This window comes from Microbacterium enclense (assembly GCA_038182865.1).
Taxonomy (GTDB): domain Bacteria; phylum Actinomycetota; class Actinomycetes; order Actinomycetales; family Microbacteriaceae; genus Microbacterium; species Microbacterium enclense_B.
Map to the genome: position 1 here is coordinate 2,166,265 of CP116226.1, position 26,053 is coordinate 2,192,317.

The following is a 26,053-nucleotide window of genomic DNA, read 5'->3' on the forward strand; positions in this document are numbered from 1 at the left end:
GAGGACCGACAGCCCTTCTCGCTCACTGAGTGTCCAAGACACCCGGAGCTCCCGAGAAAACGTCCGGGTGTTTTGGACAGTCGGGCTTCCCGCGACGGGATCCCCTGGTCTGGGCGCCTCAGCAGGTCTGCTCGTCGGGTTTCGTCGACGACGTCTCCAGCGCAGGTTGAGTGTCCAAGACACCCGGAGCTCTCGAGAAAACGTCCGGGTGTTTTGGACAGTCGGGCTTCCCGCGACGGGATCCCCTGGTCTGGGCCGCCTCAGCAGGTCTGCTCGTCGGGTTTCGTCGACGACGTCTCCACTGCAGGTTGAGTGTCCAAGACACCCGGAGCTCTCGAGAGAACGTCCGCGTGTCTTGGACACTCAACGGGGGTGGGGTCCCGCGGCGCCCCGCAGGCTACGCGGCGACGAGGGCCGCGGCGCGAGCCGAGGTCGTGCGGCGGCGGACGACGACCAGCGTCGTGACCACGAGCGCGAGCACGGCCCAGACGATCAGGCCGACGATCCCGGCCCCGACGCCGCCCGACGACGAGAGGGCGCCGAGCATCGCGCTGTAGGCGGGTGAGGTGGGCAGCAGCGACGACAGGGCGGCGAGCACGGGGGGCACGGTCGAGACGATGCTCGCACCGAGCGCCAGGGTCCCGACGATCGCCGCGATCCACCGGCCGGCCCCGCCGAACAATGCCACCAGAGCCTGATGCACCGCGGCGAACGCCACTCCGGCCGCGACGCACACGAGTGCGAAGAGCGCCCAGTCGCCCCAGTCGTAGCGGGATGCCACCTGCACCACGCCCGCGACCAGCAGCCCCTGCACGACCCCGACGAGGGCCGCGGGAGCGAAGCCGCGGAGGGCGACGAGGGCCGAGGGGCGGCGACTGGTCAGCGCGCGGGCCGACACCGCCTGGAACGGGACGAACGAGGCGAGCCCGCCGAACCACAGCACCGCCATCGCCAGCAGCGGCACCGCCGCGAGGCCGAAGAGCGAGTCGCTCGTGCCGGTGGCCGATACGGGGTCGGCGACGACGTCGGCGAGGGTGGTCGCCTGCGCGTCGGTGTAGCTCGGGATCTGCGACACGGCCGTGTCCAGGCCGCCGGCGAGTGACGAGGTTCCGGATGCCACTTGGCCCACGCCGTCGGCGAGCTGACCGGCACCGTCCTCGGCGCCGCGGGCTCCGTCGGCCAGTTGGGCGGCTCCTCCGGCAGCGCCCTCGGCCCCGGTGGCGAGCTGGCCCGCTCCGTCGGCGGCGGTACGCGCTCCGCTCGCGAGCTGACCGGCACCGCCCGCCGCGGTCTGAGCGCCGTCAGCGAGCTGGACCGCACCGTCACGCGTCTGACCGAGGCCGCCGGCGAGCTGCGAGGCGCCCGAGCCGAGCGCAGAGGCACCGGCACCGAGCTGGCGCGCTCCGTCGCCGAGCTGGGTCGCGCCGCTGGAGACACCGTCGATCCCGCCGGCGATCGTGTTCAGCCCCTTCTCGGCGTCGCGGGCGCCGGAGGCGAGCCCCTCTGCGCCGTCGGCGAGCTTCGTGTTGGCGGCGGCGATCGCTCGGACACCCGCGGGGAGCTGGGCTGCCTGACCGGCGATCGTGCCGATGTCTGTGACCGTCTGCTGCGCCTTCGGCAGCTCCGCGTTGGCCCGGTCGGACGCGGCGCGCAGCTGCGCACACAGGTCGGGCGTGGCGGCGGCGTCGCACGAGTCGGCGAGCCGCTGCAGGTCCGCCGCCGCGGTGGCGAGGGCCGTGTTCACCTCGGGCGCCGCCGCAGCGACGTCCTTGGCCGCCTGCTCGAAGCCCGGGGGGATGGCATCCGCGATCTGGTTGACCTGAGTTGCGAGCTGACGGTTCCCGTCGGCGATGCCGTCGGCTCCGGTCGCGAGCTTCCCGACGCCGGTGGCGGCGTCGCGTGTGCCGGTGGCGAGAGCGGCGGCGCCGCTCGAGAGCTGATCGGCACCCCCGGCGAGACCGTCGAGCCCGCCGGAGAGCTGGCCGGCACCGTTCGCGAGATCGCCCGCACCCGCGGCGAGCTTGCCGGTTCCGTCGGCGAGCTGGTCCGCGCCTGTCGCGAGCTGCCCGACGCCGCCGGAGAGCTGGTCGGCGCCGGTGGCGAGTTGCCCCACACCGCCCGACAGTGCTCCCGCCCCGGTCGCGAGCTGGCCGACGCCGCTCGACAGCTGACCCGCACCGTCGGAGAGCTGGCCCAGTCCGTCGCGCAGACCGTTCGCGCCGGTCGCCGCCTGACCCGCGCCGTCGGCGAGCTGGTGCGCCCCGCCGGCCGCCTGACCGAGCTGGTCGCTGAGAGTCGTGAAGCCGAGGAAGACGTTCTTGAGGTACTGCGACGACAGTTCGCTGCCGAACACCGAGGAGGCGGTGGATGCCAGAGTCGCGGTGATCGCGCCGTCGACGACGCGCGCGTTCGGAGCGGTCGCGACCCCGATCGTGGCCTTCTCGGGATTCTCGCCCGGGCGGGTCGAGAGCGAGGCGGCGGTGAAGTTCTCGGGGATCGTGACGACCGCGGTGTAGGTCCCGTCGGCGAGACCGGCGGCGGCGTCGGAGTCGTTCGAGATGACCCAGTCGATGTTGCTCGACTGATCGTCGGCGCCCTTGACCAGGCCGCCGGTGAGCTGGCGCCCGAGGGGAACGAGCTGCCCGTTGAGCTCGACGGCCTTGTCGTCGTTGACGATCGCGGCGGTGATGTTCTCGAGCCGATCGGTCGGGTTGTACAGCGCGCCGACGAGGATGCCGCCGATGACGGCGGGGAGGAGGAGCACGCCGAGCAGCGTGCGCCAGGTCACGGGGCGGCGGGAGCGCGAGCGCTCGACGGGGAGAGTCATGCGAACACCTCGGAGAGATCGGCGAACGTTTCGGGTTCGGTCTGGTGCCGGCGCGGCGTCGGAAGGGCGAGGGATGCCACATCCGGGCGCTGGGCCTGCCCCAAGAGGGCGAGGGCGCGGCGTTCGTCGCGCGCGGAGACGATGAGGGTGAAGGGCGACGACTCGTCGCCGGAACGCTCTCGGACGTCGGTGGCGGCGCGCCGGAGCAGGGAGGCGACCTCGTCGCGCACGTCGTCATCGAGGCGATCGACGTCGGAGACGACCACGATCCGCGTTCCGCCGGCGACGGCTTCGGTCACCGCGCGGGCGGCGTCCGCGGACTCGTCGAGAAGGGCGACGCCGACTCGTGCGCGCACGGCCCCGGCCCGCTCCGGCACGAGCAGGCCGTCGACGCGCAGTCGCCCGTCGACACCGGCCAGACGTCCCGAGAGGGCGAGCAGCAGCGCGCGGGTGGTCCGGGTCTCACCCGTGACCAGGAGGGTCCCGCCGTAGCCGAGGCGCAGGGAGATGTCGGTGAACACCGGGTCGTCGGCATCCGAGGCTCCGACCGTGCGCAGCTCGTCGGCGGCGATGGCGATCGCCGGCTCACCCGGCCAGTCGGCCAGGCGCACCTCACGTTCGACAGCCTCTCCCTCGACGTCGAGCTTGGGCAGCAGGCGGTCGAGCCACCGCGGCATCCACCAGGCCTTGTCGCCGAGGAGGGCGAGGACGGCCGGGACGAGAGTCATCCGCACGAGGAACGCGTCGACGGCGACGCCGACGGCCAGGCCCAGGGCGATGGGTTTGAGGCTCGAGTCGCCCTCCGGCACGAAGGCGACGAACACCGCGAACATGATCACGGCAGCTGCCACCACCACGCGGGCCGAGGCGGCGAAGCCGCTGCGGACGGCTCCCAGCGCCACCTCGCGGGGGGAGCGGCCGTCGCGCTTCGCGTGCACGTAGTCCTCGCGCATGCGGGAGACGAGGAACACCTGATAGTCCATCGCGAGGCCGAAGAGCACGCCCATCACGACGATCGGCATGAAGCTGATGATGGGACCGACCTTCGCCACGTGCAGGGCATCGGCGAACCACCCCCACTCGAACACGGCGGCGACGACGCCGAACGAGGCGGCGACGGACAGCAGGTACCCGCCCGCCGCGGTCAGGGGCACCCAGATCGAGCGGAACACGATCATCAGCAGCACCAGCGAGAGCCCCACGACGAAGATGCCGAACGGCAGAAGCGCGGCCCCCAGCTGGTCGGAGATGTCGATCGTCACGGCGGTGTACCCGGTGACGAGGAGGTGCACGCCGAACTCGTCGTACAGGCGCTGCTCCTGCGAGCGCAGCTCCCGGACGAGGTCGGCGGTGCGCGGGTCGTCCGGTGCCGTCTCGGGGACGATCTGCACGATGCCGGTGTCGGCGGTCTCGTTGGGCGTCGCGAGCGCCACCTCGGCGACGCCGGGGATCTTCGCGATCTCGTCGCCGATGTTCTGCATGAGCGTGAGCGGGTCGTTGGAGGTGACGATCGTCCCGGTCATGATGAGCGGGCCGTTGGCGCCCGGCCCGAAGTACTCGTCGGTGAGCTCGTAGGCGACGCGTGCCTCGTCGCCCTCGGGGAGCTGCCCGGCGTTCGGCAGGGTCAAGGCGAGCGACGCGGCGGGGATCGCGGTGACTCCGAGGAGACCGATCACGGCGACGGTGGTGACGACCGGATGCCGGGTCACCAGGCCCACCCACCGCTTCGCCGGTCCGTTGCGCTCGGCGCGTGCCGCGGCGGCCGCGGCCTTCTCTTCGCGCTCGGCGGTGGCTCGGGCGACCTCGATCGCGGTGTCGTCCGCGGAGGCCCCGCGGGCCCGCTTCTTCGGCCGCTTGTAGCCCCAGCCGACCACGCGGTGCCCGGCGAACCCGAGGAACGCGGGGGTCAGCGTGAGCCCGACGCACACGGCGATCGCGACGGCGACCGAGGCGGCGATCCCCATGGTCGTGAGGAACGGGATGTTCGCGAAGCTCAGGCCGATCAGGGCGATGAGCACGGTGATCCCCGCGAAGACGACCGCGGAACCGGCGGTGCCGACGGCGCGGGCGGTCGACTCCTCCGGGTCCATCCCCGCGCGGGTCTGGTCCTGATGTCGGGACACGATGAACAGCGCGTAGTCGATGCCGACGGCCAGGCCCAGCATCACCGCCAGGAGAGGAGTGGTGGAGGAGACGGTCGCGAACCCGGTGGCGATGAAGATCAGGGCCACCGAGAGGCCGACGCCGAGGATCGCGGTGGCCAGCGGCATCCCGGCCACGAGGAACGAACGGAAGGTCACCATCAGCACGAGCGCCGCGATGAGGACGCCGAGGGCCTCGGTGAGGGTCGCGCCGGGGACGTCGGTGGCGAACAGCTGGCCGCCGAGAACGGCCTGCGAGCCGGCGGGGAGGGCGGAGCCGAGGGCCGCGGCCTGCTCGCGGAGGCCGTCTTCGGTGGCATCCGGAACCGCGGTGGACTCGCCCGCGAACTGGATGCGCACGATCGCGGCCCGATCGTCGTCGGAGATGCCGCCGGAGATGCGCGTGTCGTAGGGGTCGGTGACGGCCTCGACGAAGTCGAGCCCGCCGATGTCGGTGCTCGTCTTCTGGATGGCGTCCTGGTAGGCCTGATCGCGCACGCTCGCACCGTCTGCCGCGACGACGATGATCTCGGCGCTGGCTCCGCTGACCTGGGGGAAGGTGCGCTCGAGCATCTCCAGGCCCGCCTGCGATTCGGTGCCGGGAATGGTGAAGGTGTTGTCGGTGCCCTTCGCCAGGAGCGCGACGCCTCCGCCCGCGAGCACGAGGATGAGCAGCCAGGCGCTCAGGACCCGCCAGGGGTGACGGAACGACCAGCGACCCAGGGTGTACAAAAAGGTGGACACGGTGCGGCTCCCACGATCGGCGGACAGTCGATACAGCGCCGTATCGGATACAACAATGTATCGTAATCGGAAGAAGCGGACTCGAACCTGAGTCTCGCGTGTGAGCAGGAGGACGCGGATGACCGATACGGCACCGGCGCCGTCGCGTCGACGAGAGGCCACCCGCACGCGCCTCCTGGATGCCGCGACGGAGATGTTCGCGGAAGTCGGTATCGACGCCGCATCCGTCGAGGCCATCTGCGAACGCGCGGGGTTCACGCGCGGGGCGTTCTATTCGAACTTCGCCTCCAAGGAGGAGCTGTTCCTCGCGCTGTGCGCGCGATCGGCCGAGACCACGATCGCGGCGGTCCGTGACCGGGTGGCCTCGATCGAGGATCGGGGGCTCCACGGCTCCGGCGACGTGAAGAACCTCGTCCAGGAGGTGCTGGAGGCCGCCGGCGACGATCGGCTCGACGTGCTCCTCGGAGCCGAGACGCGCCTGCAGGCCCTGCGCAATCCCGAGTTCGCCAAGGAGTACCTCGCCCTGAACCAGGGCCTGGGCGAGAGCGTCACGCAGCTCGTGGGCGACATCGCGGCCGCGCGTGGGCTCTCGCTGCGCATCCCGGTCGAGGTGGCGACCGATCTGCTTCTCTCGGTCTGGATCTCCTCCTCGGAGACGGCACTGCTCACCTCGTCGAGTCCGGACGCGGCCCGCTCGGAGCTGGCCGAGCGGCTCGCTCAGATCGTGGGGCTCATCCTCGAGTGAGCTCGAGGGCGGCGTAGCAGCGCCGCAGCCGATCGAGCCACCACTCACGGCGATCGTCGGGGGCCGCCACGCGGTCCAGGTCAGCGTTCGACGGTCGGGGGCGCTCGAGCGACAACGCTCCCTCGCGGGCGAGGAGCGGCGACGTCACGACGTCGGCGGTGAAGAGTGACGCCGTCCCGAGTCCGCAGTCGTACTCGAGGTCGGGCAGAGCGGCGGCCAGTGCGGCGCCCATCGACAGGCCGATCGAGGTGTCCAGGGCGCTCGAGACCACCGCGGGCAGACCTGCCTCGGCGACCAGCGCCAGCGCCGCGTGCACCCCGCCCAGCGGCTGCGCCTTGACGACGAGCAGGTCGGCTGCTCCGGATCGCGCCACGCGCAGGGGGTCGCTCGCCTTGCGGACGCTCTCGTCGGCGGCGATCGGGATGCCGAGGTACGCGATGCGCTCCCGCAGCTGGGCGAGCTCGTCGACCTCGGTGCAGGGCTGCTCGACGTACTCGAGGTCGAACGCGGCGAGGGCGTGCACGGCCCGCTCGGCTTCGTCGACGTTCCACGCGCCGTTCGCGTCGATGCGAACCCGCCCCTCGGGGCCCATCTCCTCCCGGACGGCCCGCACGCGCGCGATGTCGTCGTCGAGCACCTGCCCCGCTTCGGCGACCTTCACCTTCACCGTCCGGCATCCGTCGTACCGGGCGAGGATCCGGGGAACCTCGGATGCCGCGACGGCGGGCATCGTAGCGTTGACGGGGATCGTGCGGCGCAACGCGGTCGGCGCGGGGGACCAGCCGAAGTCCAGGGCGCCGGCGAGCCACGTCGCCGCCTCGGCGTCGGAGTACTCGACGAAGGGCGAGAACTCCGTCCACCCCTCGGGACCCTCGAACACCACCGCCTCGCGCGTTTCGAGGCCACGGAAGCGCGCGGCGAGAGGGAGGGCCACCACCCGCGCCGTGTCGACGATGTCAGAGAGCGGGGGGAGGGGCGCGGTGCTCATCCCCCCATCCTGGCCCCGGTGCCGACGACCGGGAATAGGCTGACGCCATGCTCTTCGACACTCCGGTCCGCCTCGGCGTCCAGATCCAGCCGCAGCACGTCCAGTACTCCGACATCCGCGACGCCGTCTTCCGCCTGGAAGAGATGGGCGTCGACGTCCTCTTTAACTGGGACCACTTCTTCCCGCTCTACGGCGACCCCGACGGTGAGCACTTCGAAGCGTGGACCATGTTGGCCGCGTGGGCCGAGCAGACCGAGCGCGTCGAGTTCGGTGCGCTGGTCAACTGCAACAGCTACCGCAACGCCGACCTGCAGGCCGACATGGCCCGCACGATCGACCACATCAGCAAGAAGGGCGGCGACACCGGCCGCTTCATCTTCGGCACCGGCTCCGGCTGGTTCGAGCGCGACTACGACGAGTACGGCTACGCCTTCGGTACGGCAGGTTCGCGCCTGAATGCCCTGGCGACCGACCTCGACCGCATCGTCGCGCGGTGGGGCAAGCTCAACCCCGCGCCGACCCGCCACATCCCCGTGATGATCGGCGGAAAGGGCGAGCAGAAGACCCTCCGCATCGTGGCGAAGCACGCCGACATCTGGCACAGCTTCGTCACGCCCGACGAGCTGCCGCACAAGCTCGGCGTGATCGAGAAATGGGCCGAGACCGAGGGGCGCGACCTGTCGGGTCTCGTCGTCTCGAACGAGCTGAAAGACCGCGACGAGTCCGACGCCGACGCCCTCTTCGATGCCGGGACGCGCCTGTTCACGCTCGGCTTCTCGGGCCCGGAGTGGGACTACTCCCTCATCGAGCGCTGGCTCACGTGGCGCGACGGAAAGAACGCCTGAGCGTCTCGCGCCCATAAACACGATTCGCTCGCAGACGCGTGCTCCCCGTGTTTATGGGCGCGGATCGCGTTTATGCGTGAGGCCGTTGGCTCGTGCCCCTCGCGTGACGCCCGGCTTTTCCCCTCACCACCGGTCGTAGGCTGGAACGGTGACCGTTTCCGAGCTCTTCGACCCCGCCGAGTGGGCGCTGGCGCCCGGCGCCGAGCGATACACCGACATCACCGCGCACGTCAGCACCGACGGCCGGATCGCCAGGATCGCGTTCGACCGCCCCGAGGTGCGCAACGCCTTCCGCCCGCACACGGTCGACGAGCTGTACACCGCTCTCGACATCGCGCGGCAGGACCACCGCATCGGGGTGGTGCTGCTGACCGGCAACGGCCCGAGCCCCAAGGACGGCGGGTGGGCGTTCTGCTCGGGCGGGGACCAGCGCATCCGCGGCCGTGACGGGTACAAGTACTCCCACGAGGAGCACACCGTGCACGACCCCGGTCGCGCCGGGCGCCTGCACATCCTCGAGGTGCAGCGGCTCATCCGCTTCATGCCGAAGGTCGTCATCGCCGTCGTGCCCGGGTGGGCCGCGGGGGGAGGGCACTCGCTCAACGTCGTGTGCGACCTGTCCATCGCGAGCCGCGAGCATGGCCGGTTCAAGCAGACGGATGCCGATGTCGGCTCGTTCGACGCCGGTTACGGCTCCGCCTACTTCGCGCGGCAGATCGGGCAGAAGTTCGCCCGCGAGATCTTCTTCCTCGCTGAGGAGTACTCCGCCGAGCGCGCATACGAGCTCGGGGCGGTGAACCGTGTCGTCCCGCACGTCGACCTCGAGCGCGAGGCGATCGCGATGGCGCGGACGATCCTCACCAAGTCGCCCACCGCGATCCGGATGCTCAAGTTCGCGTTCAACGCGGTCGACGACGGACTCGTCGGTCAGCAGGTGTTCGCCGGGGAGGCCACGCGCCTGGCCTACGGGACGGACGAGGCGGCCGAGGGGCGCGACTCGTTCCTCGAGAAGCGCGACCCCGACTGGTCCGACGTCCCGTGGCACTACTGAGCGGGAGATCCGGAGCGTGAGGCTCGAGGCTCCGGCATCCGGTGACCCGCGCGACGTGCTGCGGGCATTGCGCGCGGCGGTGCTCGGTGCGGGACCCGCGGTCGCCCTCGGCGACGCGCCGGGCCTTCCCGCCGAGGTGCCGGGAGGAACGGCCGCGGTCGTCACCACGTCGGGATCGACGGGCGTGCCCAAGTCGGTCGCGCTCAGCCGCAACGCGCTCATCGCGAGCGCCTACGCGACGGCCGCCCGCATCGGCGAGGGCGCGTGGCTGCTCGCCGTCCCCGCGACGTACGTCGCCGGCGTCCAGGTGCTCGTGCGCGCGCTCCTCGCCGATCGCGAACCTGCGGTGCTCTCCGGGCCTTTCCGTCCCGAACCCTTCTCTGCGGCCGCCCTCGGCATGGCCTCGCACGACAAGGGCGCGCGTGTGCCGACGTACACGTCCCTGGTGCCCGCGCAGCTGCAGAGACTCCTGGATGCCGCCGACACCGACCCCGCTGTCGCGCAGGCGCTGCGCTCGTTCGAGGCGATCCTGATCGGCGGCCAGGCGCTCGCGCCGACGGTCCGCGAGCGCGCGGAGGCCGCCGGGGCGCGGGTCGTCCGCACGTACGGCTCGACCGAGACCAGCGGCGGCTGCGTCTACGACGGGGTGCCGCTCGACGGTGTCGCGGTCGACATCGTCGGGGGAGAGGTGCGTCTGTCGGGCCCGACCCTCGCCGACGGGTACGTGGGCGATCCCGATCGCTCGGCCGCGTCGTTCCCCGTCGATGACGACGGCACGCGGTGGTACCGCACCGGCGACGGCGGCGAGGTCGAGAACGGCGTCCTGCGCGTGACCGGACGTCTCGACAACGTCATCGTGTCAGGCGGCGTGAACGTCTCGCTCGACCGGGTCGAGGCGGCGGTGCGTGGCATCCGGGGTCTGGAGTCGGCCGTGGTCGTGGCGATTCCGGATGCCGACTGGGGGCAGGGATCTGCCGTGATCGTTCCAGGTCTCACTCCCGACGCCCCCGACGACGTGCTCTCGAAGGTGCGAGCGGTGGTCGGCGAGATCGTCGGGACCGTGGCCCGACCGGCGCGCGTGATCGCGGTCGACGAGCTGCCGACACTGTCGTCGGGCAAGCCCGACCGGGCCGCGCTGGCGCGGCGCTTCGGCGGGGCGGGCTTAGGATGACCCTCCGTGGCAGCACAGTCTCGTAAGCGTTCGCGTCCGGCCCCGAAGCGTCGTCCCCACGGCAATCCGCAGAGGCAGAAGAGCACAGCCCCGCAGGCCGTGGCCCCGGCCACCGCGCGCGACTGGATCGCCGCGGCGCGGCTGCGGACCCTGCCTCTCGCGATCACCCCGGTGCTCATCGGTACGGGAGCGGCGACCCTCGTCGACGATCAGCTCCATTGGGTGATCGCGCTGGCGTGTCTCGCCGTGGCATTCGCGCTGCAGATCGGCGTCAACTTCGCCAACGACTACAGCGACGGCATCCGCGGCACCGACGACGTCCGCGTGGGCCCGGGGCGTCTGACCGGCGGGCGCAAGGCGGAGCCGCGGACGGTGCTGATCGTCGCGCTCGCGTTCTTCGCTCTGGCCGCGCTCGTGGGCCTCGCGCTCGTCGTGCGGACGGGCCAGTGGTGGTTGCTCGCGGTCGGTGCGGTCTGCATCATCGCGGCCTGGTTCTACACCGGCGGCAAGCGCCCGTACGGCTACAACGCGATGGGCGAGCTCTTCGTCTTCGTGTTCTTCGGTCTCGTCGCCACCCTCGGCACGACGTGGGTCCAGGTGCAGGAGATCCCGCAGGAGGCATGGTTCGGAGCCGTGGCCGCGGGGCTGCTCGCGTGCGCGGTGCTGCTGGCCAACAATCTCCGCGACATCGACCAGGACCGCCTCGCCGGCAAGCGCACCCTGTCCGTCCTCATCGGACGCCGCCCGACACAGGTGCTCTTTACGCTGTTCGTGCTCGTCCCGTTCGGCATCTCCGCCTTCCTCGCCCTGGTGTACCCGGTCGCGTGGCTGACGTTGCTCGGTCTGCTCGGAGCGCTCTCCGCGGTGCTGATCGTGTGGACCGCGCGGACGCCGCGCGAGCTCATCACCGCGCTGCAGGTGACGAGCTTCACCTCGGTCGGCTACGGCGCCCTGCTGTTCTGGGCCTTCGTGGCCTGAGCGTCAGCGGCCCGGAGAGTCCTCGGACCGATCCGCCTCGGCGGGAGCGTCAGCGGTCGGCTCGGACGCGGGAGCTTCCTCGCGCGCAGAGGCCTCGACGACCGCGTCCTCCGCGTCGGCGTCGGCTTCGGCCGCCGTTCGGCGACCCGCGGTCACGCGAGAGGCGCGGCGCTCCGCGAGACCTCCGGTGACCTGATCGAGCGGGCGACGAAGGAACAGCAGCGAGAGGCTGAGCCCGATGAGGGCGGCGAAGATCGCGGCGAGCCACGGCAGTTCCTGGAAGACCGGGAACAGCAACAGGATGCCGAGAGGCACGAGGAACGCGAGCAGACGCAGGGCCGTGAAGACCAGGGCGGACCGGGCACGCATCGTCCTAGTCTACGGCGGCGGAACGACCCCCCGGCGCCCGGCCGGTGTCCAGCCGACACACGTAGGATTGGGTCATGGCACGGCTGCTGTTGATACTGGCGCTCGTGGCGACCGCCTTCTGGGTCTACACGATCGTCGACTGCGCGGTCCAGCCGGCCGGACGCCATCGCGGCGTCAGCAAGCCCGCGTGGATGGTCATCGTGATCCTCCTTCCGGTGCTCGGCGGCATCCTGTGGTTCCTCATCGGCCGCGGTCGCGCCAACGGCCCCGTCACCCGGCGAGCTCCCGACGACGACCCCGAGTTCCTCGGCCGCCTGTCGCCCGCGGCGCGCGCCGATCAGGACGAGCGCATCCGTCGCCTCGAAGAAGAGCTCGCGCAGCTGGACTCCGAGGCCGACGATCCGCGCGATCCTCGCCCCGAGCCGCCCGCCGGCGATGACCCGGGCGATGATGACACCCGCGGGCAGCGCGGCGCCGTCAGCTGACCGTGAGCACGAACGACGAGCGCGCCGCCGCGCCCTCCACGGATGCCGTTGCCGCTCTTCTCGGGGGTCTGTTGGCGCGCGGAGTTCGCCACCTCGTGGTCAGCCCCGGATCGCGGTCGCAGGCCCTGGCGTTGGTTGCGGCCGAGCTCGAGCGCGCGGGCCTCGTGCGTCTGCACGTCCGCATCGACGAGCGTGTGGCCGGGTTCACTGCCCTCGGGATCGGACGCGAGAGCGGTATGCCGGCCGCGGTCATCTGCACCTCGGGCACCGCGGTCGCCAACCTGCTTCCCGCGGTCCTCGAGGCGCACCACGCGGGTGTACCGCTGCTGCTGCTGACCGGTGACCGTCCTCCCGAGTTGCGCGGCGTGGGCGCGAACCAGACCACGCGTCAGCCGGGTCTCTTCCGCGCGGCGGCGCGGTTCGAAGCCGACCTGCCGGTCGCCGAGGTCGTCGACCACGACGGGACGGGCGAGCAGACGGCCGAGTTCGCCGCCGTCGCCGCGACCGCCGTCGCCGCGGCGCTGGGGGAGGGCGTCCGCCCACCCGGACCCGTGCATCTCAACGTCCCGCTGCGCGAGCCGCTCGCGGGTGCCGTGCCCGCGTGGCTCGTCGAGAGAGCGACCGCCGGTGAGGTGGCCGTGCCCGCCGAGGTCGACGACGAGCCCGAGGCGGAGGCATCCGGAGCCCTGTATCAAGGCGGAGGCGGAATCGGCGTCGCCGACGTCGCGCCCGAGATCGAAGCGGCGTTTCCCCTGGAGCTCGGGCCCCGCACGATCGTCGTGGCGGGGGCCGACGCCGGTCCCGCCGCGGAGGAGCTCGCCCATCGTGGCGGATTTCCGCTCGTCGCCGAGATCGTCAGCGGCGCACGGTTCGGACGCCAGGTCGTCCACGGCTACCGGGCGCTGCTGCGCGACCCCGACCTGGGCGGCCGCATCGAGCGTGTCGTGGTGCTCGGACACCCGACGCTCAGCCGCGAGGTCGCCCGACTCCTCAGCCGCGACGACGTCGAGGTGATCGCGGTGCGCGGCCCGGGCGAGCCCGTCAACCTCAACGGCGCGACGCAGGGCGTGGACGCTGTCCGTGTGGGCGGGGGCGAGGCCGACCGCGCGTGGCTCGGCGAATGGATGCGCGCGTCCCGCGCCGCCGCCGTCGATCTGTCACCGCCGGCGCCCGACGCGGACGGTCTGGCTTCGGCCGTTCCGCACGAGCGACTGGGTGCCATCAACGCCGAGGTCGAGGTGATGCGCGCACCGCTCGACCGTGCAGCCCTCGTCGACGCTCTCTGGCGTGCCACCTGGCCGCACGACCGGCTGATGTTCGGCTCGTCCCGGTTGGTGCGCGTGGCCGACGAACTGCTCGGCGGCAAGAAAGTCGCCGTCCACGCGAACCGGGGGCTTGCGGGCATCGACGGCACCGTCGCCACCGCGACGGGGATCGCCCTGGCGAGCCAAGTCGACGAACGCCCCGGCGTGACGCGTGTGCTGCTGGGCGACCTGGCGTTCCTCCACGACGTGGGCGCGCTGATGCTGCCCCCGGGCGAGGACGAGCCGCGGGTGCAGGTCGTGGTGGGCAACGACGGCGGGGGCACCATCTTCGACGGCCTCGAGGTCGCGTCCATCGCCGGTGACGAGGCGATGGAGCGGGTGCAGTACACCCCGCACACGGCGCGGCTCGAGCACCTCGCCCTCGCCTTCGGCTGGGAGTACCACCGCGTCACCACGCGCGTCGCCCTCGATCAAGTGCTCACCGCACCGGGCGGCGGACGCCAGCTCGTCGAAGTCCCGCTCCCGCGCTGACGCCGCCGGGCGGGCGTCCGCGCGCTCGTCAAGGTGTGGCGCACGGGCCGCTTCTCGCGCGACGATGGCGCGATGAGCACGAGCAGCAGATGGTCCGTTCCCGCGTCCGAGGCCCTGAGCGCCGCCCCCGGCTTCCGCCTCGCCGACGTCGACACGCGCGCGACGCCGGGGTACGACGGCGACAAGGCCGACGGTCAGGCCGATCTCGAGGCGGGCATCGCGCCGCTCTCGGGCCTGCAGGAACGCCTCTTCGCGCAGAGTGTCGCGGGCACCGCCACCGGATCCGTGCTGCTCGTCCTCCAGGCGATGGACACCGCGGGCAAGGGCGGCATCGTGCGACACGTGGTCGGGTCGGTCGACCCCCAGGGCGTCGAGCTCGCCTCGTTCAAGAAGCCCACGGCCGAGGAGCTCTCCCACGATTTCCTCTGGCGCATCCGCAAGCGCCTTCCGGATGCCGGTCGGATCGGTGTCTTCGACCGCTCGCACTACGAGGACGTGCTGATCGGCCGGGTCCGCTCGCTCGCTCCGGCCGACGAGATCGAGCGCCGGTACGGGGCGATCGTCGGGTTCGAGGCGGAGGCGGCGGAGCTCGGCATCCGAGTGGTGAAGGTGATGCTCCACATCTCCAAGGACGAGCAGCGCGAACGACTGGCCGCGCGGCTCGAACGCCCGGACAAGCACTGGAAGTACAACCCCTCCGACGTCGACGAGCGCACGCTCTGGGACGACTACATGGATGCCTACCAGATCGCGATCGAGCGCACCTCGACGCCGCTCGCCCCGTGGCACGTCGTTCCGGCCGACCGCAAGTGGTACGCGCGGCTGGCGGTGCAGCGCCTGCTCATCGACGCGCTCACCGACATCGACCCGCAGTGGCCGGCCGCCGACTACGACGTCGAGGAAGAGAAGCGCCGCCTCGCGGCCTCGTGAGTCCGGCCGAGTGACTCAGGCGAGGGCGTCGACGATCGGGCGGAACTTCACGCGTGTCTCCAGCAGCTCCGACTCCGGGACGCTGTCGGCGACGATCCCGGCCCCCGCGTAGGCGGTGATCGGCGCGGTCGGCGACGACGGCGCGGCACGGTCGATCTGCGCACACCGCAACGCGATCGCCCACTCGCCGTCGCCCGAGGCGCCGATCCAGCCGACGGCTCCGGCATACCGGCCGCGGTCGAACGGCTCGAGGCGACGGATGACGTCGATCGCGGCGTCGGTCGGCGTCCCCGCCACCGCGGCGGTGGGGTGGAGCACGCCGACGAGATCGAGGGACGACGCCGCCTCGCTCAGCACGCCCTCGACGTCGGTCGCGAGGTGCCAGACGTTGGGCAGCTTCAGGGTGAACGGCTGCTCCGCCGCGGCCAGAGCCGAGGTGTGCGGTCGGAGCGCGGTGAGCACGCTCTGCACGGCGAAGCGGTGCTCCTCCTGGTCTTTCGCGCTCTCGGAAAGGGCGAGGGATGCCGCGGCGTCGGCGTCGGCGTCGGCACCGCGGGCCACGGTGCCGGCGAGCACGCGAGCGGTCACCGTGCCGTGCGACACGGTGACGAGCGTCTCGGGGCTCGCCCCGATGAGACCGTCTACCGCGAACACCCAGCAGTCGGGATAGCCCTCGTGCAGCGACCGGACGAGGCGCCGAAGGTCGGATCCGGCCGGAATCGTCCCGGTGATGTCACGGGCGAGTACGACCTTGCCCACGTCGCCGGCGTGAATGGCCTCCACCCCGCGGCGGACGGCGTCCTGATACCCCTCGGCGCTCTGACGCCCGGGACCGAGGGTCGCCGACCAGTGCGGTCCGAAGGGGGAGCGCGGGGGCAGCTCGGGTTCGGGCTCGTCGGGGGTGTCGTCGAAGGCGAGGCGGGTGACCCACGCGCGCCCGCCGCGACGGCCCACGATCATGCCCGGCACCCGCAGGACGCTCTCGCGCTCGGAGCGGGGATCGAACACGAACGATCCGAAAGCGAGCAGGCCGGTGCCCGGTAGTTGCAGGGGGTCGTCGATCTCGGCGGCCGCGGCGATGGCGCGCCACCGGTCGGCGATGCTCGCGTCGCCCGGACGGGCACCGCGGTAGCGGAGGGTCAGCAGGTCGCCGAACGCGGCCAGGGAGTCTCCGCGCCGGCTCCAGAAGAGCGGGTCGTACGGGGTGGTGTAGGCGAGCACATCCTCCAGCGGGGGCAGCTCGCGCGTCACCACGCGTAGGCGCGGCACGGTGTCATCCGCGGGTTCGGTCACACCTTTCAGCGTAGCCCCGGCTTCGCGGCGACTTCCGGTATTGCCTCGCTCGCGACATACCGCAGGAGATCCGTGTTCGGCCAGGGCCCGCCGAGCGCCGGACCGGGCCGCGGTCGGATCTCCTGCGCTGCGTCCGCCGCGCGTCGGTCCGCCGGGTGCGCCCTCCGCCCCGGGGCCCGATTTAGACTCACGACATGTCCTCCCGACCCGCTCCCGGCACCCGGCTGCTGTTCCGCTGGCGCAAGTGGGACGGTTCGCCGCACTGGGTACAGGACAGCGTCTACCTCGGCGCGGACGAATGGGGCGAATGGTTCGGTCAGCAGGTGGGGTGGCGAAGTGCCCGCCCCGGTGCCGAGTTCGTGTGCCGTCAACCCAACGTGACCCTGGTTCCGGCCAGCGGCGACTGGGCCTTCACCCATAACGCCTCCCCGCACCCCGTGGCCGTCTACATCGATCTCGCGTGGGACATCCGCTGGAACGACGAGGGGATCCCCACCGGCATCGACATGGACCTCGACGTGGTGCGCCGCACCGACGAGCGTGGGACCTGGATCGACGACCGTGACGAGTGGGACGAGCACCGGGTGCGCTACGGCTACCCGGCCGACATCGTGTCTCACCTCGAGGCGACGGCCGTCGATCTCGAGCAGCGGGTGCGTGAAGGGGTCGCACCGTTCTCCGACGCGGTGACCGGTCCGTGGCTCGCACGTCTCGCGGAGCTGGCACTCCCCGAGGACCCCGCGCCCGAGCGCGCCTAGACTCGACGGGTGAGCAGCGACCCCAACCGCGCCGACCTCGGCAAAGACCCTCAGCGCGTGAGCGGCATGTTCGATCAGGTCGCGTCCGCCTACGACCGCACCAACACCGTGCTGAGCCTCGGCAACGACCGTTTCTGGCGCGTGGCGACCCTGCGCGCCGTCGCCCCCCAGCGAGGCGAGCGGATCCTCGATCTCGCCGCCGGCACCGGGACCTCGTCGATGGCGTTCGTGCCCAGCGGCGCCCACGTGGTCGCCGCCGACTTCTCCCAGGGCATGATCGCCGAGGGCCGCCGTCGTCACGGGAACGTCCCGAATCTCGAGTTCGTGCAGGCGGATGCCACCGACCTGCCGTTCCACGACGGAGAGTTCGACGCGGTCACCATGTCGTTCGGGCTGCGCAACGTCAACGACCCGCGCCGCGCTCTGCGCGAGCTCCGTCGCGTGACGCGCCCCGGCGGACGCATCGTCGTGTGCGAGTTCTCGCACCCGCCGTCCCGCGCGTTCAACGGGCTCTATCGCTTCTACAACGACCGTGTCCTTCCCGTGGTGGCCAAGACCGTGAGCTCGAACGCCGAAGCGTACGACTACCTCAACGAGTCGATCCGCGACTGGCCCAACCAGTCGACCCTCGCCGGCTGGATGCGCGATGCGGGCTGGGATGCCGTGGCCTACCGCAACCTGTCGTTCGGGATCGTGGCGCTGCACCGCGGCATCCGTCCCGCCGAATGACGGCGCGTGGCCGCTTCGTCTCCCGCGGCACGCTGTCAACCGTCGAGATAGCCGGGGGACGGCGCGAGCGGGCCAGGATAGGCTGAAACCGTGACCCCGAGACCGCCCGCGGCCAGCACCCGCCTGTCGGGCAAGCTGGGCCTGAGTGACCGCATCTTCGCGGGACTCCGCTCGCGCACCCTTCTCTCCACCGTCGAGGCCGGCCTGGCCCGTGTCGAGGGCACCCTCGAAGAAGAGGTGCGCAGCGCCGATCGGCTCGCCGATGTCGCCGCCCGGTACCTCTACGAGGCCGGCGGCAAACGTGTGCGGCCCATGCTGGCGATCCTCACCGCGCAGCTCGGCCAGGGCACGACGAAAGAGGTCGTCGAGGTCGCCACGGCGCTCGAGCTGACGCACCTCGGGTCGCTCTACCACGACGACGTCATGGACGGTGCCGACAAGCGCCGCGGCGTTCCCAGCGCGCAGACGGTGTGGGGCAACAACATCGCCATCCTCACCGGCGACCTCCTCTTCGCCCGTGCGAGCCAGCTCATGGCCCGTCGCGGCGAGCGCGCGATCCAGCTGCAGGCCGACACCTTCGAGCGTCTCGTGCTCGGGCAGATGCACGAGACAGTGGGGCCGCAGGAGGGCGACGAGCCGGTCGACTTCTACCTCCGGGTGCTCGCCGACAAGACGGGGTCGCTCATCGCGGCCGCGGCACAGTCGGGCGTCATCTACTCGGGCGCGCCCGAGGAGTTCGAACAGCCCATGGTCGTGTTCGGCGAGAAGGCCGGCGTCGCCTTCCAACTGCTCGACGACGTGATCGATCTGTCGCCCGACGCCTCCGAGACCGGGAAGGTCCCCGGCACCGACCTGCGTGCGGGCGTGCCGACGATGCCCTACCTGCTCCTCGGACACCGTTCCGATCCGGCGTCCGCCGACCTGCGTGCGCGTATCGACGAGGGCCAGCAGCGCATCGCCGCCGGCGCCGACCCGTCGATCCTCGACGGCGCGCTGGCGGAGTTGCGCGACCACGAGACCACGCACGAGACGTTGGCCCTCGCGCACCAGTGGTCGCAAGAGGCGATCGACGCTCTCGCACCGCTGCCGGACGGGGCCGTGCGCGAGGCGCTGACGCGCTTCGCCCGCGCGGTCGCCGACCGCTCGGCCTGACCCTTTCCCACCCCCCCGATCACGATCGAGAGGACACCCATGACGAAGCTGCGCCTCGCCATCGTCGGAGCCGGCCCCGCCGGCATCTACGCCGCCGACATCCTGCTGAAAGCCGAGCGTCAGTTCGACGTCTCGATCGACCTGTTCGAGCAGCTCCCGGCGCCGTACGGTCTCGTGCGATACGGCGTCGCCCCCGACCACCCGCGCATCAAGGGCGTCATCACGGCGCTGCGCGAGGTGCTCGACCGCGGCGACATCCGCATCTTCGGCAACGTGCGCTTCGGCGAGGACATCACCCTCGACGACCTCAAGCAGCACTACAACGCGGTCATCTTCTCGACGGGCGCGATTCGTGACGCCGACCTCGACATCCCCGGCATCGACGCGAAGGGGTCGTACGGCGCGGCCGACTTCGTCAGCTGGTTCGACGGGCACCCCGACGTGCCGCGTGAGTGGCCGCTCGAGGCCGAGTCGCTCGCCGTCATCGGCAACGGAAACGTCGCCCTCGACATCACGCGCATGCTCGCCAAGCACGCCGACGACCTGCTGCCCACCGAGGTCCCCGACAACGTCTACCAGGGGCTCAAGGCTTCGCCGGTCACCGACGTGCACGTCTTCGGGCGCCGCGGCCCCGCGCAGGTCAAGTTCACCCCGCTCGAGCTGCGCGAGCTCGGCGAACTGCGCGACGTCGACATGGTCGTGTACGACGAGGACTTCGACTACGACGAGGCCTCGCTCGCGGCCATCCAGACCAACAAGCAGGTCAAGGTCATCGACCGCGTCCTGCAGGAGTGGCGTACCCGCCCGGGCGTGAACAACGCCGGGGGAGAGGCATCCCGTCGCCTGCACCTGCACTTCTGGGCCAAGCCCCTCGAGGTCGTGACGGACGACGAGGGTCGGGTGGCCGCTTTCCGGTACGAGCGGACGAAGCCCGACGCCGAGGGCGGCGTCGTCGGAACGGGCGAGATCCGCGAGGTGCCGATCCAGGCGATCTACCGCGCCGTCGGCTACTTCGGCTCGCCGCTGAAGGACGTTCCCTTCGACGAGCGCCACGGCGTGATCCCCAACCACGAGGGCCAGGTGCTCTCGGCCGACTCGAACGAGCGCCTCCCGGGTGTCTACGCCACGGGCTGGATCAAGCGCGGCCCCGTGGGCCTCATCGGGCACACCAAGTCGGATGCCATGGAGACCGTGCGCCACGTCATCAACGACCAGGGCGAGTGGTGGCGCCCCGCGCATCCCGAGGAAGAGGCCATTCCGGCCCTGCTCGCCGCGCGCGGCGTCCGGTGGACCGACCTCGACGGCTGGCACCGACTCGACGAGCACGAGGTCGCTCTCGGTGCGCCGCACGAGCGCGCCCGCATCAAGGTCGTGCCGCGCGATGAGATGATCGCCATCTCGCGCGGCGAGTAACGCCGGTCATGCGCGCCGTGAGCCGCCCCGTCCGAAGGGACGCGGGCGGCTCACGTCGTCTGCGGCGCACCGTAACCTCGTGGCTGGCGGACTCATACCGACGAGCCGAGCTGGCCCAGCCAGCTGTAGAAGCCGACGAACGCGGCGGCACCGCCGAGCGTGATCAGCCCGCCGAGCACACCGGGCGTGATGCGGGGGCGCGCCGCGATGACGCCGGCGGTGAGCAGGGCGGCACCGAGCAGGAACTGCACGATCCAGTACACCGGGCTCGTCGTCGCGGCCACGACCGTCAGGCCGTAGACGCCCTCGCCGATGAGCACCGCCGCGACGGGAGCGACGGCGAACGGCTTCCATGAACCCGGCGCCCACCGCACGAAGGAGGCCGACAAGCCGATCACCGGCCCCGCGAAGAGACCGATGATCGTGAACGTGTCTTGGAAGGGCTCCGCGTAGTAGAAGCCGCGCCAGCCCGAGACGAGCCGATACCCCTCCGTGAGCAGCACGAAGGCCACGATCCCGAGCACCGCCGCCAGCGGAGGCCGGGCCCGCGTGAGCCACACGAGACCGAACGCGAGGATCGTCCACCCTCCCGCCGAGTTCGCGAACGACACGAGCGCGTCGGGCAGAACCGTCTGGCCGAAGCTCGTCAGGCCACCCAGCACGAGGGAGGAGACGGCGACGGTGAGGGCGGGAACCAGCCAGTGTCGAGGATGCACGACCCCACGCTAGGCAGGGGCGCTCGCGCGCGCGTCAGCCGCGGGAGGGTGGGCCGTCATCCTTGCGAGGGATATCGCCGCCGTAGGCTGGGGCGATGGGGGAGTGGCATCCGGACGTCCTCGGTGAAGGATTCGAGCAGCAGACCCTCCCGCTCGACGACGACGTCGACGGGGAGGTGGTCGCGACCCTCGTGCGCGCGAGGCCGCACGCGGGGGCCCGACTGTTCGGCGACCTGCGCGACAGCGACGTGCTCTATGTGCACGGGTGGTCGGACTATTTCTTCCAGACCGATCTCGCGCGCTTCTTCACCGATCGCGGTGCCCGCTTCTACGCCCTCGATCTGCGTCGGTACGGGCGGAGTCTGCGTTCGCCCGTCGCGCCGGGCTACGTCGCCTCGCTCGACGTGTACGACGCCGACATCGCGGCGGCTCTGGATGCCATGGCCACCGCTCGCGAGGGGCGTCGCCTCCTGCTGCTGGGACACAGCACGGGCGGGCTGACACTGACGTTGTGGGCGGCTCGGCACCCCGGTGTGGCCGATGCGCTCGTGCTGAACAGCCCGTGGCTCGAATTGCAGCTGGGACCGCTGGGCCGGCAAGCCCTCGCGCCACTGGTGAACGTCCGCGCCCGTTTCGATCCTCTCGGGACGCACCCGGTCGTGGACCTGGGGTTCTACACGCGCGCGCAGCGCGAGCTCGGCACCCTCCCCGACAGTCCCGACGGCTGGCGTCCGGCGCAGGGCTTCCCGACCCACCCGGGCTGGCTCGCGGCCGTCATCGCGGGCCACGCCCGGGTGGCATCCGGGCTCGAGGTCGGCTGCCCGACCCTGGTGCTGCTGTCGGCCCGATCGACGGTGTCGCTGAGCTGGAGCGACGCCATGCTCGCAACCGACTCGGTTCTCGTCGTCGACGACATCGCGCGCGCGGCGACCCGCATCGCTCGACTCGTCACCATCGCGCGGATCGAGGGCGCGCTGCACGACGTGTTCCTCTCGGCGCCGGCTGCTCGCGCAGCCGCGTATGACGCGCTCGAGGTGGGAGTGCGTCGGCTCTGACGATCTCAGGTCCCGCAGAAGGTCACGGACGGTGCGGCAGCGGCCGGCGCCGGCGCGGCGAGGCGGCTGCCCAGGAGCGAGTCGCTCTCCGCGAACGGCGAGCGCACCAGCTCGACGAGGTCGTGCACGGGATCGAGGTCTCCGTCGACAGCGGCCGCCAGGACCTCCGCGACGACATGGTTGCGCGGGATGTGCGCCGGATTGACGGTCGACATGAGCGCGGCATCCGGGTGCAGGCCCGCCCAGTCGGAGAGCCACGCGTTCAGCGCCGGCTGGGCGGCGTCGTCGAACGCCCGACGCACCGTCGCCGCGTCGCCGCGGGCCGCAGCCGCGAGGTCACGCCAGAAGCGGGTGTAGTCGACACCGTGGCCGGCCAGCAGCGCGAGCGCCTCGTCGGTCAGACGGCGGACGGTCTCGCCCGCAACGGACGGCCCCAGGCCGAGCTTGCCGCGGAAGACGGCTGTCTCCGCGTCGAGGAAGAGAACGCCGAAGGTCGAGACGATCTCCTCAGCGATGGCGCGCCCCTCATCGAGGTCGTCGGCGAGCAGCGGGGCGACGGCTTCGCCGAGGCGCTCGAGGTTCCATCGCATGATCGCGGGCTGCCGACCGAAGGCATATCGTCCGTGTCGATCGATCGAGCTGAACACGGCGCGCGGATCGTAGGCGTCGAGGAACGCGCACGGCCCGTAGTCGATCGTCTCGCCGCTGACGAGGACGTTGTCGGTGCTGAGCACGCCCTGCACGAAGCCGACGCCCGTCCAGCCGGCCGTCTGCTTCGCCGCAGCGGCGACCACGCCGCGCAACAGCGAGTGAACGGGAGCGGACTCCGCGGCCGCCTCGGGATAGTGGCGGCGGATCGCGTGGTCCGCGAGACGACGGAGGAGCGCCCGATCGTCGAGGGCGGCGGCGTACGAGAACGACCCGTAGCGGATGTGGCTCGTAGCGACCCGGGTGACGACGGCTCCCGGCAAGACCTCACCGTCGAGCCGCCGCGGAGCCCCGGTCCCCACGACCGCCAGGGCACGGGTCGACGGCAGGCCGAGGGCGTGCATCGCCTCCCCGATGACGAACTCGCGCAGCATGGGCCCGACGGTGGCGAACCCGTCGACGCGTGACATCGAGGTGGGGCCGATCCCCTTCGCGTGGATATCGACGAGCTCGCCCGATCGGCGGCGCCGCTCCCCGAGCAGAGCGGCGCGTCCGTCGCCGAGGAGGGGTTTGTACACACCCCACTGGTGCCCGGCGTACACCTGAGCGACCGGAGCGGAGTCCGACGTGTGTGCCTCTCCCGTGAGGAAGCGGAGGCCGCCGTCGGTCCGGAGGAGCTCGGGGTCGATGTCGAGGTCGCGCGCAAGATCGTCGTTCAGCGCCAGCAGTCGGGGCGCCGGCGCTCGCCGGGGCGAGACGGGGCGGGAGAGTTCGGGGAAGGTCGAGGCCCAGACGCGCGAGAGATCTGGCACCCTCGGGCTGTTCATTCGCTCGACCGACGCAGAGACCATGGGGGAAGTCTGGTCGAACGTCTCTCGCGGCACCGGCGTGTGACGCTGTGCGGCGGCGTCCGTCGTTCCGTGACGATGGGAGCATCGGATGACGCACGGGTCGGGGCTGGTCGCCGGACCCACGGTCACCCGCCCCATCAGTCGGCGCGGTCGGCGGCTGCGAACTTCTCCGACAGGTCGGCCTCGTCGACCTCGTCGGCGGTGACGTCTTTGCGCCCGGCGTAGACGTCGCGATCGATCTCATCCGTCGCGTTCGCGACGAGGAGCGCGACCATCGTGTCGCCGTTGACGTTCAGGAACGTACGGAAGATGCCGGTGAACCAGTCCACCGCGATCAGCAGCCCTACCGCCTCGAGAGGGAGCCCGAGCGAGGTCGCCAGGAACGTGGCGGCGACGGCGAAACCGCCGGGGACCGTGATCGTGCCCATGTTCAGCATGATCGCCAGCCCCATACCGAGGATGACCTGCGCGGGGGAGAGCTCGACGCGGGCGGCCTGGGCGAGGAAGAGGATCGCGATCGTGTAGTTCAGCACCGCACCGTACGACCCCATGGTGAGGCCGACCGACAGGGTGAAGTTGGCCACGCGCTGACTGATGCCGACCTTTTCCACCGCGTTCCTCAGCACCGTGGGAAATGTCACCGCGGAGCTCGTGGTGGTGACGGCGATGACCGTCTGCTCGGCGAGCTTGGCCGGAAGCGCCGCGGGATTCAGGCGGGTCCGCAGCGCCACCACGATGACGAAGACGACCGTGACCACGAGGACGCCGATGAGCGTGGACCCGAGATACGACAGGGCGGTCGTGACGACGGCGAAGCCCACGTCTCCGGCGAGGGCGGCAAGCAGGCAGAACACCCCGATCGGGGCGATGCGCATGACCAGACGGATCATTCCGAGGATCACCTGCTGGAGCTGATCGAGGAGGGTGACGACGAGGGTGTTGCCGGTCGCGCGCACGTAGCCGTTGAGGGCGAGACCGAACAGGAGGGAGAACACGATGATCGGCAGCATGCTGGCGGTGGACATCGCGTTGAAGATGTTCGTCGAGACGAATCCGAGAATGGTCTCCTGCCAGGTGGCGGGCTTCGCCGACTCCTGCAGCGCCGGATCGACCGCCCCCGAGTAGTCGATGCCGGCGCCGGGCTGGATCAGGGCGGCGAGGCCCCACCCGACGACAGCGGCGACGAGGGAGAAGCCGATCATCCACGCGAACGTGCGTCCGGCCAGGCGTCCCATCCCGGACCCCGTCATCGACCCGGTGGCGACGATCACCGAGGCCATGACCAGAGGCACGATCGCCATCTGGATCAGGCGGATGAAGAGGTCACCGATGAACTTCAGGTTCGCGGCCCACTCGCCGGTGACGATTCCGAAGACGATCCCCAGGACCGCTGCGAGGGCGATGAGGGTGGCGGGATGCCGCAGCACCCGCCAGATCGTCCCGGTCGACCCGTCGGTCCTGGTCGTTCTGCTCTCGGTCATGATCGGTCCTCGTCTCGGTCGGCGCTCTCGGTCCGTCCAATCCTCAGCTCGTCGCGTTACATCGGGCCGTTCCGCCTGTTTCCCGCCGGTTACGGTCTGACCAATCTGCGATACCGGGCAGCGCCCACCTGAAATGATGTGAGGGGAGAACCGATGACCGATCAGCAGGCCCTGGCACCACTCATCCGCGGCGGCGGGTCGTTGCGCGACGAGATCGTGGCGCGTCTGCGCGCGCTCATCGTCGCCGGAGCGCTCAAGCCCGGTGAGCGCCTCGCCACCGAGCGCGACCTCGCGGCGCAGCTGTCGGTGTCTCGGTCGGCGGTGCGTGAGGCCCTCCTCCGTCTCGAGTCGGCGGGCCTGATCGAGCGGCGCCAGGGCAGCGGCACCCGTGTCAGCGCGCGCATCCCGGTGGCCGCGGTCCTCGCCTCGCTCGACAGCGATCATGACGGCACCATCGCGGCATCCGCGGAGTTCCGTACGGTCGTCGAGCCGCAGATCGCCCGACTGGCGGCCTCGCGCATCGACGGCACGGAGATCGACGCGCTCGCCGCTCTCCTCGCGGAGTCCGACCACGTGACCGACGTGGAGCAGTCCGTGCGGCTCGACATCGCCTTCCACGTCGCGGTCGCCGCAGCGACCCGCAACGTCTTGTTGACCTCGCTCAGTGAGCTGACCGTGTCGTGGACCGTCGAGGCGCGCGTCTCGTCGCACCTCGACGAGGAGGGGCGTCGGCTCTCGCACGACGGACACGCGCGACTGTTGCGAGCGTTGCGCGCGGGCGACCCCGATGCGGCCGAGGCGGCCATGCGGGTGCACCTCGATGAGATCGCCGAGCTGATCGCGCGCGCTCGCTCCTGAGCCGTCATCGCGGGCCTCGCCGGCGAGGC

At 71.4% G+C, this 26,053-nt stretch carries 22 protein-coding genes; 14 read left to right on the forward strand and 8 right to left on the reverse strand.

From position 1 onward, the window contains the following. Window positions 1-397: 397 nt before the first annotated feature. Together PIR02_10095 and PIR02_10100 are read right to left on the reverse strand one after the other, a co-directional pair. Window positions 398-2,827 carry a YhgE/Pip domain-containing protein gene (locus PIR02_10095; protein WZH35133.1) on the reverse strand — a complete coding sequence of 810 codons (2,430 nt, stop codon included), beginning with the start codon at window positions 2,825-2,827 and terminating at the stop codon, window positions 398-400. After that, entirely contained in the window at window positions 2,824-5,712 is a 2,889-nt protein-coding gene (locus tag PIR02_10100; GenBank protein ID WZH35134.1) for an MMPL family transporter, read from the reverse strand. The genes PIR02_10095 and PIR02_10100 overlap by 4 nt, the downstream gene beginning before the upstream one ends. 118 nt (window positions 5,713-5,830) lie before the next feature. Here PIR02_10100 and PIR02_10105 point away from each other — a divergent pair, with 118 nt between their 5' ends. After that, a complete protein-coding gene (locus PIR02_10105; protein WZH35135.1) occupies window positions 5,831-6,457 on the forward strand; it encodes a helix-turn-helix domain containing protein in 627 nt (208 codons plus the stop codon). Here PIR02_10105 and PIR02_10110 read toward each other — a convergent pair. After that, the gene (locus tag PIR02_10110; GenBank protein ID WZH35136.1) at window positions 6,444-7,445 is read right to left on the reverse strand and encodes an o-succinylbenzoate synthase; all 1,002 of its coding nucleotides are present in this window, start codon (window positions 7,443-7,445) and stop codon (window positions 6,444-6,446) included. The genes PIR02_10105 and PIR02_10110 overlap by 14 nt on opposite strands. Before the next feature lie 47 nt (window positions 7,446-7,492). Here PIR02_10110 and PIR02_10115 point away from each other — a divergent pair, with 47 nt between their 5' ends. The 4 genes from PIR02_10115 to PIR02_10130 all read left to right on the forward strand — a co-directional run bounded on the left by PIR02_10115 (window position 7,493) and on the right by PIR02_10130 (window position 11,490). Next, window positions 7,493-8,290: an LLM class F420-dependent oxidoreductase gene (locus PIR02_10115; GenBank protein ID WZH35137.1), complete on the forward strand. Its 798-nt coding sequence runs from the start codon at window positions 7,493-7,495 to the stop codon at window positions 8,288-8,290. Between the two features lie 148 nt (window positions 8,291-8,438). Further along, the gene (locus PIR02_10120) at window positions 8,439-9,341 is read left to right on the forward strand and encodes a 1,4-dihydroxy-2-naphthoyl-CoA synthase (GenBank protein ID WZH35138.1); all 903 of its coding nucleotides are present in this window, start codon (window positions 8,439-8,441) and stop codon (window positions 9,339-9,341) included. Between the two features lie 16 nt (window positions 9,342-9,357). Further along, entirely contained in the window at window positions 9,358-10,512 is a 1,155-nt protein-coding gene (locus tag PIR02_10125; GenBank protein ID WZH35139.1) for an AMP-binding protein, read from the forward strand. A 6-nt stretch (window positions 10,513-10,518) separates the two neighbouring features. After that, window positions 10,519-11,490 carry a 1,4-dihydroxy-2-naphthoate polyprenyltransferase gene (locus PIR02_10130; protein WZH35140.1) on the forward strand — a complete coding sequence of 324 codons (972 nt, stop codon included), beginning with the start codon at window positions 10,519-10,521 and terminating at the stop codon, window positions 11,488-11,490. A gap of 3 nt (window positions 11,491-11,493) precedes the next feature. Here PIR02_10130 and PIR02_10135 read toward each other — a convergent pair whose 3' ends face one another. Beyond that, window positions 11,494-11,859: a DUF4229 domain-containing protein gene (locus PIR02_10135; GenBank protein WZH35141.1), complete on the reverse strand. Its 366-nt coding sequence runs from the start codon at window positions 11,857-11,859 to the stop codon at window positions 11,494-11,496. A 74-nt stretch (window positions 11,860-11,933) separates the two neighbouring features. On the opposite strand from PIR02_10135, the gene PIR02_10140 reads away from it, so the two are divergent. The 3 genes from PIR02_10140 (at window position 11,934) to PIR02_10150 (ending at window position 15,070) form a co-directional block, all read left to right on the forward strand. Continuing rightward, window positions 11,934-12,344 carry a PLD nuclease N-terminal domain-containing protein gene (locus tag PIR02_10140; GenBank protein WZH35142.1) on the forward strand — a complete coding sequence of 137 codons (411 nt, stop codon included), beginning with the start codon at window positions 11,934-11,936 and terminating at the stop codon, window positions 12,342-12,344. A gap of 2 nt (window positions 12,345-12,346) precedes the next feature. Next, window positions 12,347-14,140: a 2-succinyl-5-enolpyruvyl-6-hydroxy-3-cyclohexene-1-carboxylic-acid synthase gene (menD, locus tag PIR02_10145; protein ID WZH35143.1), complete on the forward strand. Its 1,794-nt coding sequence runs from the start codon at window positions 12,347-12,349 to the stop codon at window positions 14,138-14,140. Between the two features lie 72 nt (window positions 14,141-14,212). Then, window positions 14,213-15,070 carry a polyphosphate kinase 2 family protein gene (locus PIR02_10150; GenBank protein WZH35144.1) on the forward strand — a complete coding sequence of 286 codons (858 nt, stop codon included), beginning with the start codon at window positions 14,213-14,215 and terminating at the stop codon, window positions 15,068-15,070. A gap of 15 nt (window positions 15,071-15,085) precedes the next feature. On the opposite strand, the gene PIR02_10155 is transcribed toward PIR02_10150, so the two are convergent. Next, window positions 15,086-16,363 carry a chorismate-binding protein gene (locus PIR02_10155; protein WZH35145.1) on the reverse strand — a complete coding sequence of 426 codons (1,278 nt, stop codon included), beginning with the start codon at window positions 16,361-16,363 and terminating at the stop codon, window positions 15,086-15,088. A 194-nt stretch (window positions 16,364-16,557) separates the two neighbouring features. Between PIR02_10155 and PIR02_10160 the strand changes: the two genes are divergently transcribed. The 4 genes from PIR02_10160 (at window position 16,558) to PIR02_10175 (ending at window position 20,415) form a co-directional block, all read left to right on the forward strand. Next, window positions 16,558-17,121 (forward strand): DUF402 domain-containing protein, encoded by a 564-nt coding sequence (locus PIR02_10160; protein WZH35146.1) that lies wholly within the window; start codon window positions 16,558-16,560, stop codon window positions 17,119-17,121. Between the two features lie 9 nt (window positions 17,122-17,130). Beyond that, window positions 17,131-17,850 carry a demethylmenaquinone methyltransferase gene (locus PIR02_10165; GenBank protein ID WZH35147.1) on the forward strand — a complete coding sequence of 240 codons (720 nt, stop codon included), beginning with the start codon at window positions 17,131-17,133 and terminating at the stop codon, window positions 17,848-17,850. A gap of 90 nt (window positions 17,851-17,940) precedes the next feature. Then, window positions 17,941-19,002, forward strand: coding sequence for a polyprenyl synthetase family protein (locus PIR02_10170; protein WZH35148.1), 1,062 nt, complete (start codon window positions 17,941-17,943; stop codon window positions 19,000-19,002). A gap of 39 nt (window positions 19,003-19,041) precedes the next feature. Continuing rightward, entirely contained in the window at window positions 19,042-20,415 is a 1,374-nt protein-coding gene (locus tag PIR02_10175; protein ID WZH35149.1) for an FAD-dependent oxidoreductase, read from the forward strand. Between the two features lie 92 nt (window positions 20,416-20,507). Here PIR02_10175 and PIR02_10180 read toward each other — a convergent pair whose 3' ends face one another. Then, window positions 20,508-21,131, reverse strand: coding sequence for a DUF6518 family protein (locus tag PIR02_10180; GenBank protein ID WZH35150.1), 624 nt, complete (start codon window positions 21,129-21,131; stop codon window positions 20,508-20,510). 95 nt (window positions 21,132-21,226) lie between these two features. Between PIR02_10180 and PIR02_10185 the strand changes: the two genes are divergently transcribed. Beyond that, entirely contained in the window at window positions 21,227-22,186 is a 960-nt protein-coding gene (locus PIR02_10185) for an alpha/beta hydrolase (protein ID WZH35151.1), read from the forward strand. 5 nt (window positions 22,187-22,191) lie between these two features. Here the strand turns inward: PIR02_10185 and PIR02_10190 are convergent, their stop codons facing one another. Together PIR02_10190 and PIR02_10195 are read right to left on the reverse strand one after the other, a co-directional pair. Then, entirely contained in the window at window positions 22,192-23,646 is a 1,455-nt protein-coding gene (locus PIR02_10190) for a protein adenylyltransferase SelO family protein (protein WZH35152.1), read from the reverse strand. 176 nt (window positions 23,647-23,822) lie between these two features. Continuing rightward, window positions 23,823-25,166, reverse strand: coding sequence for a dicarboxylate/amino acid:cation symporter (locus PIR02_10195; protein ID WZH35153.1), 1,344 nt, complete (start codon window positions 25,164-25,166; stop codon window positions 23,823-23,825). A gap of 153 nt (window positions 25,167-25,319) precedes the next feature. Between PIR02_10195 and PIR02_10200 the strand changes: the two genes are divergently transcribed. After that, window positions 25,320-26,024: a FadR/GntR family transcriptional regulator gene (locus tag PIR02_10200; GenBank protein WZH35154.1), complete on the forward strand. Its 705-nt coding sequence runs from the start codon at window positions 25,320-25,322 to the stop codon at window positions 26,022-26,024. The last annotated feature ends 29 nt before the right edge of the window (window positions 26,025-26,053 follow it).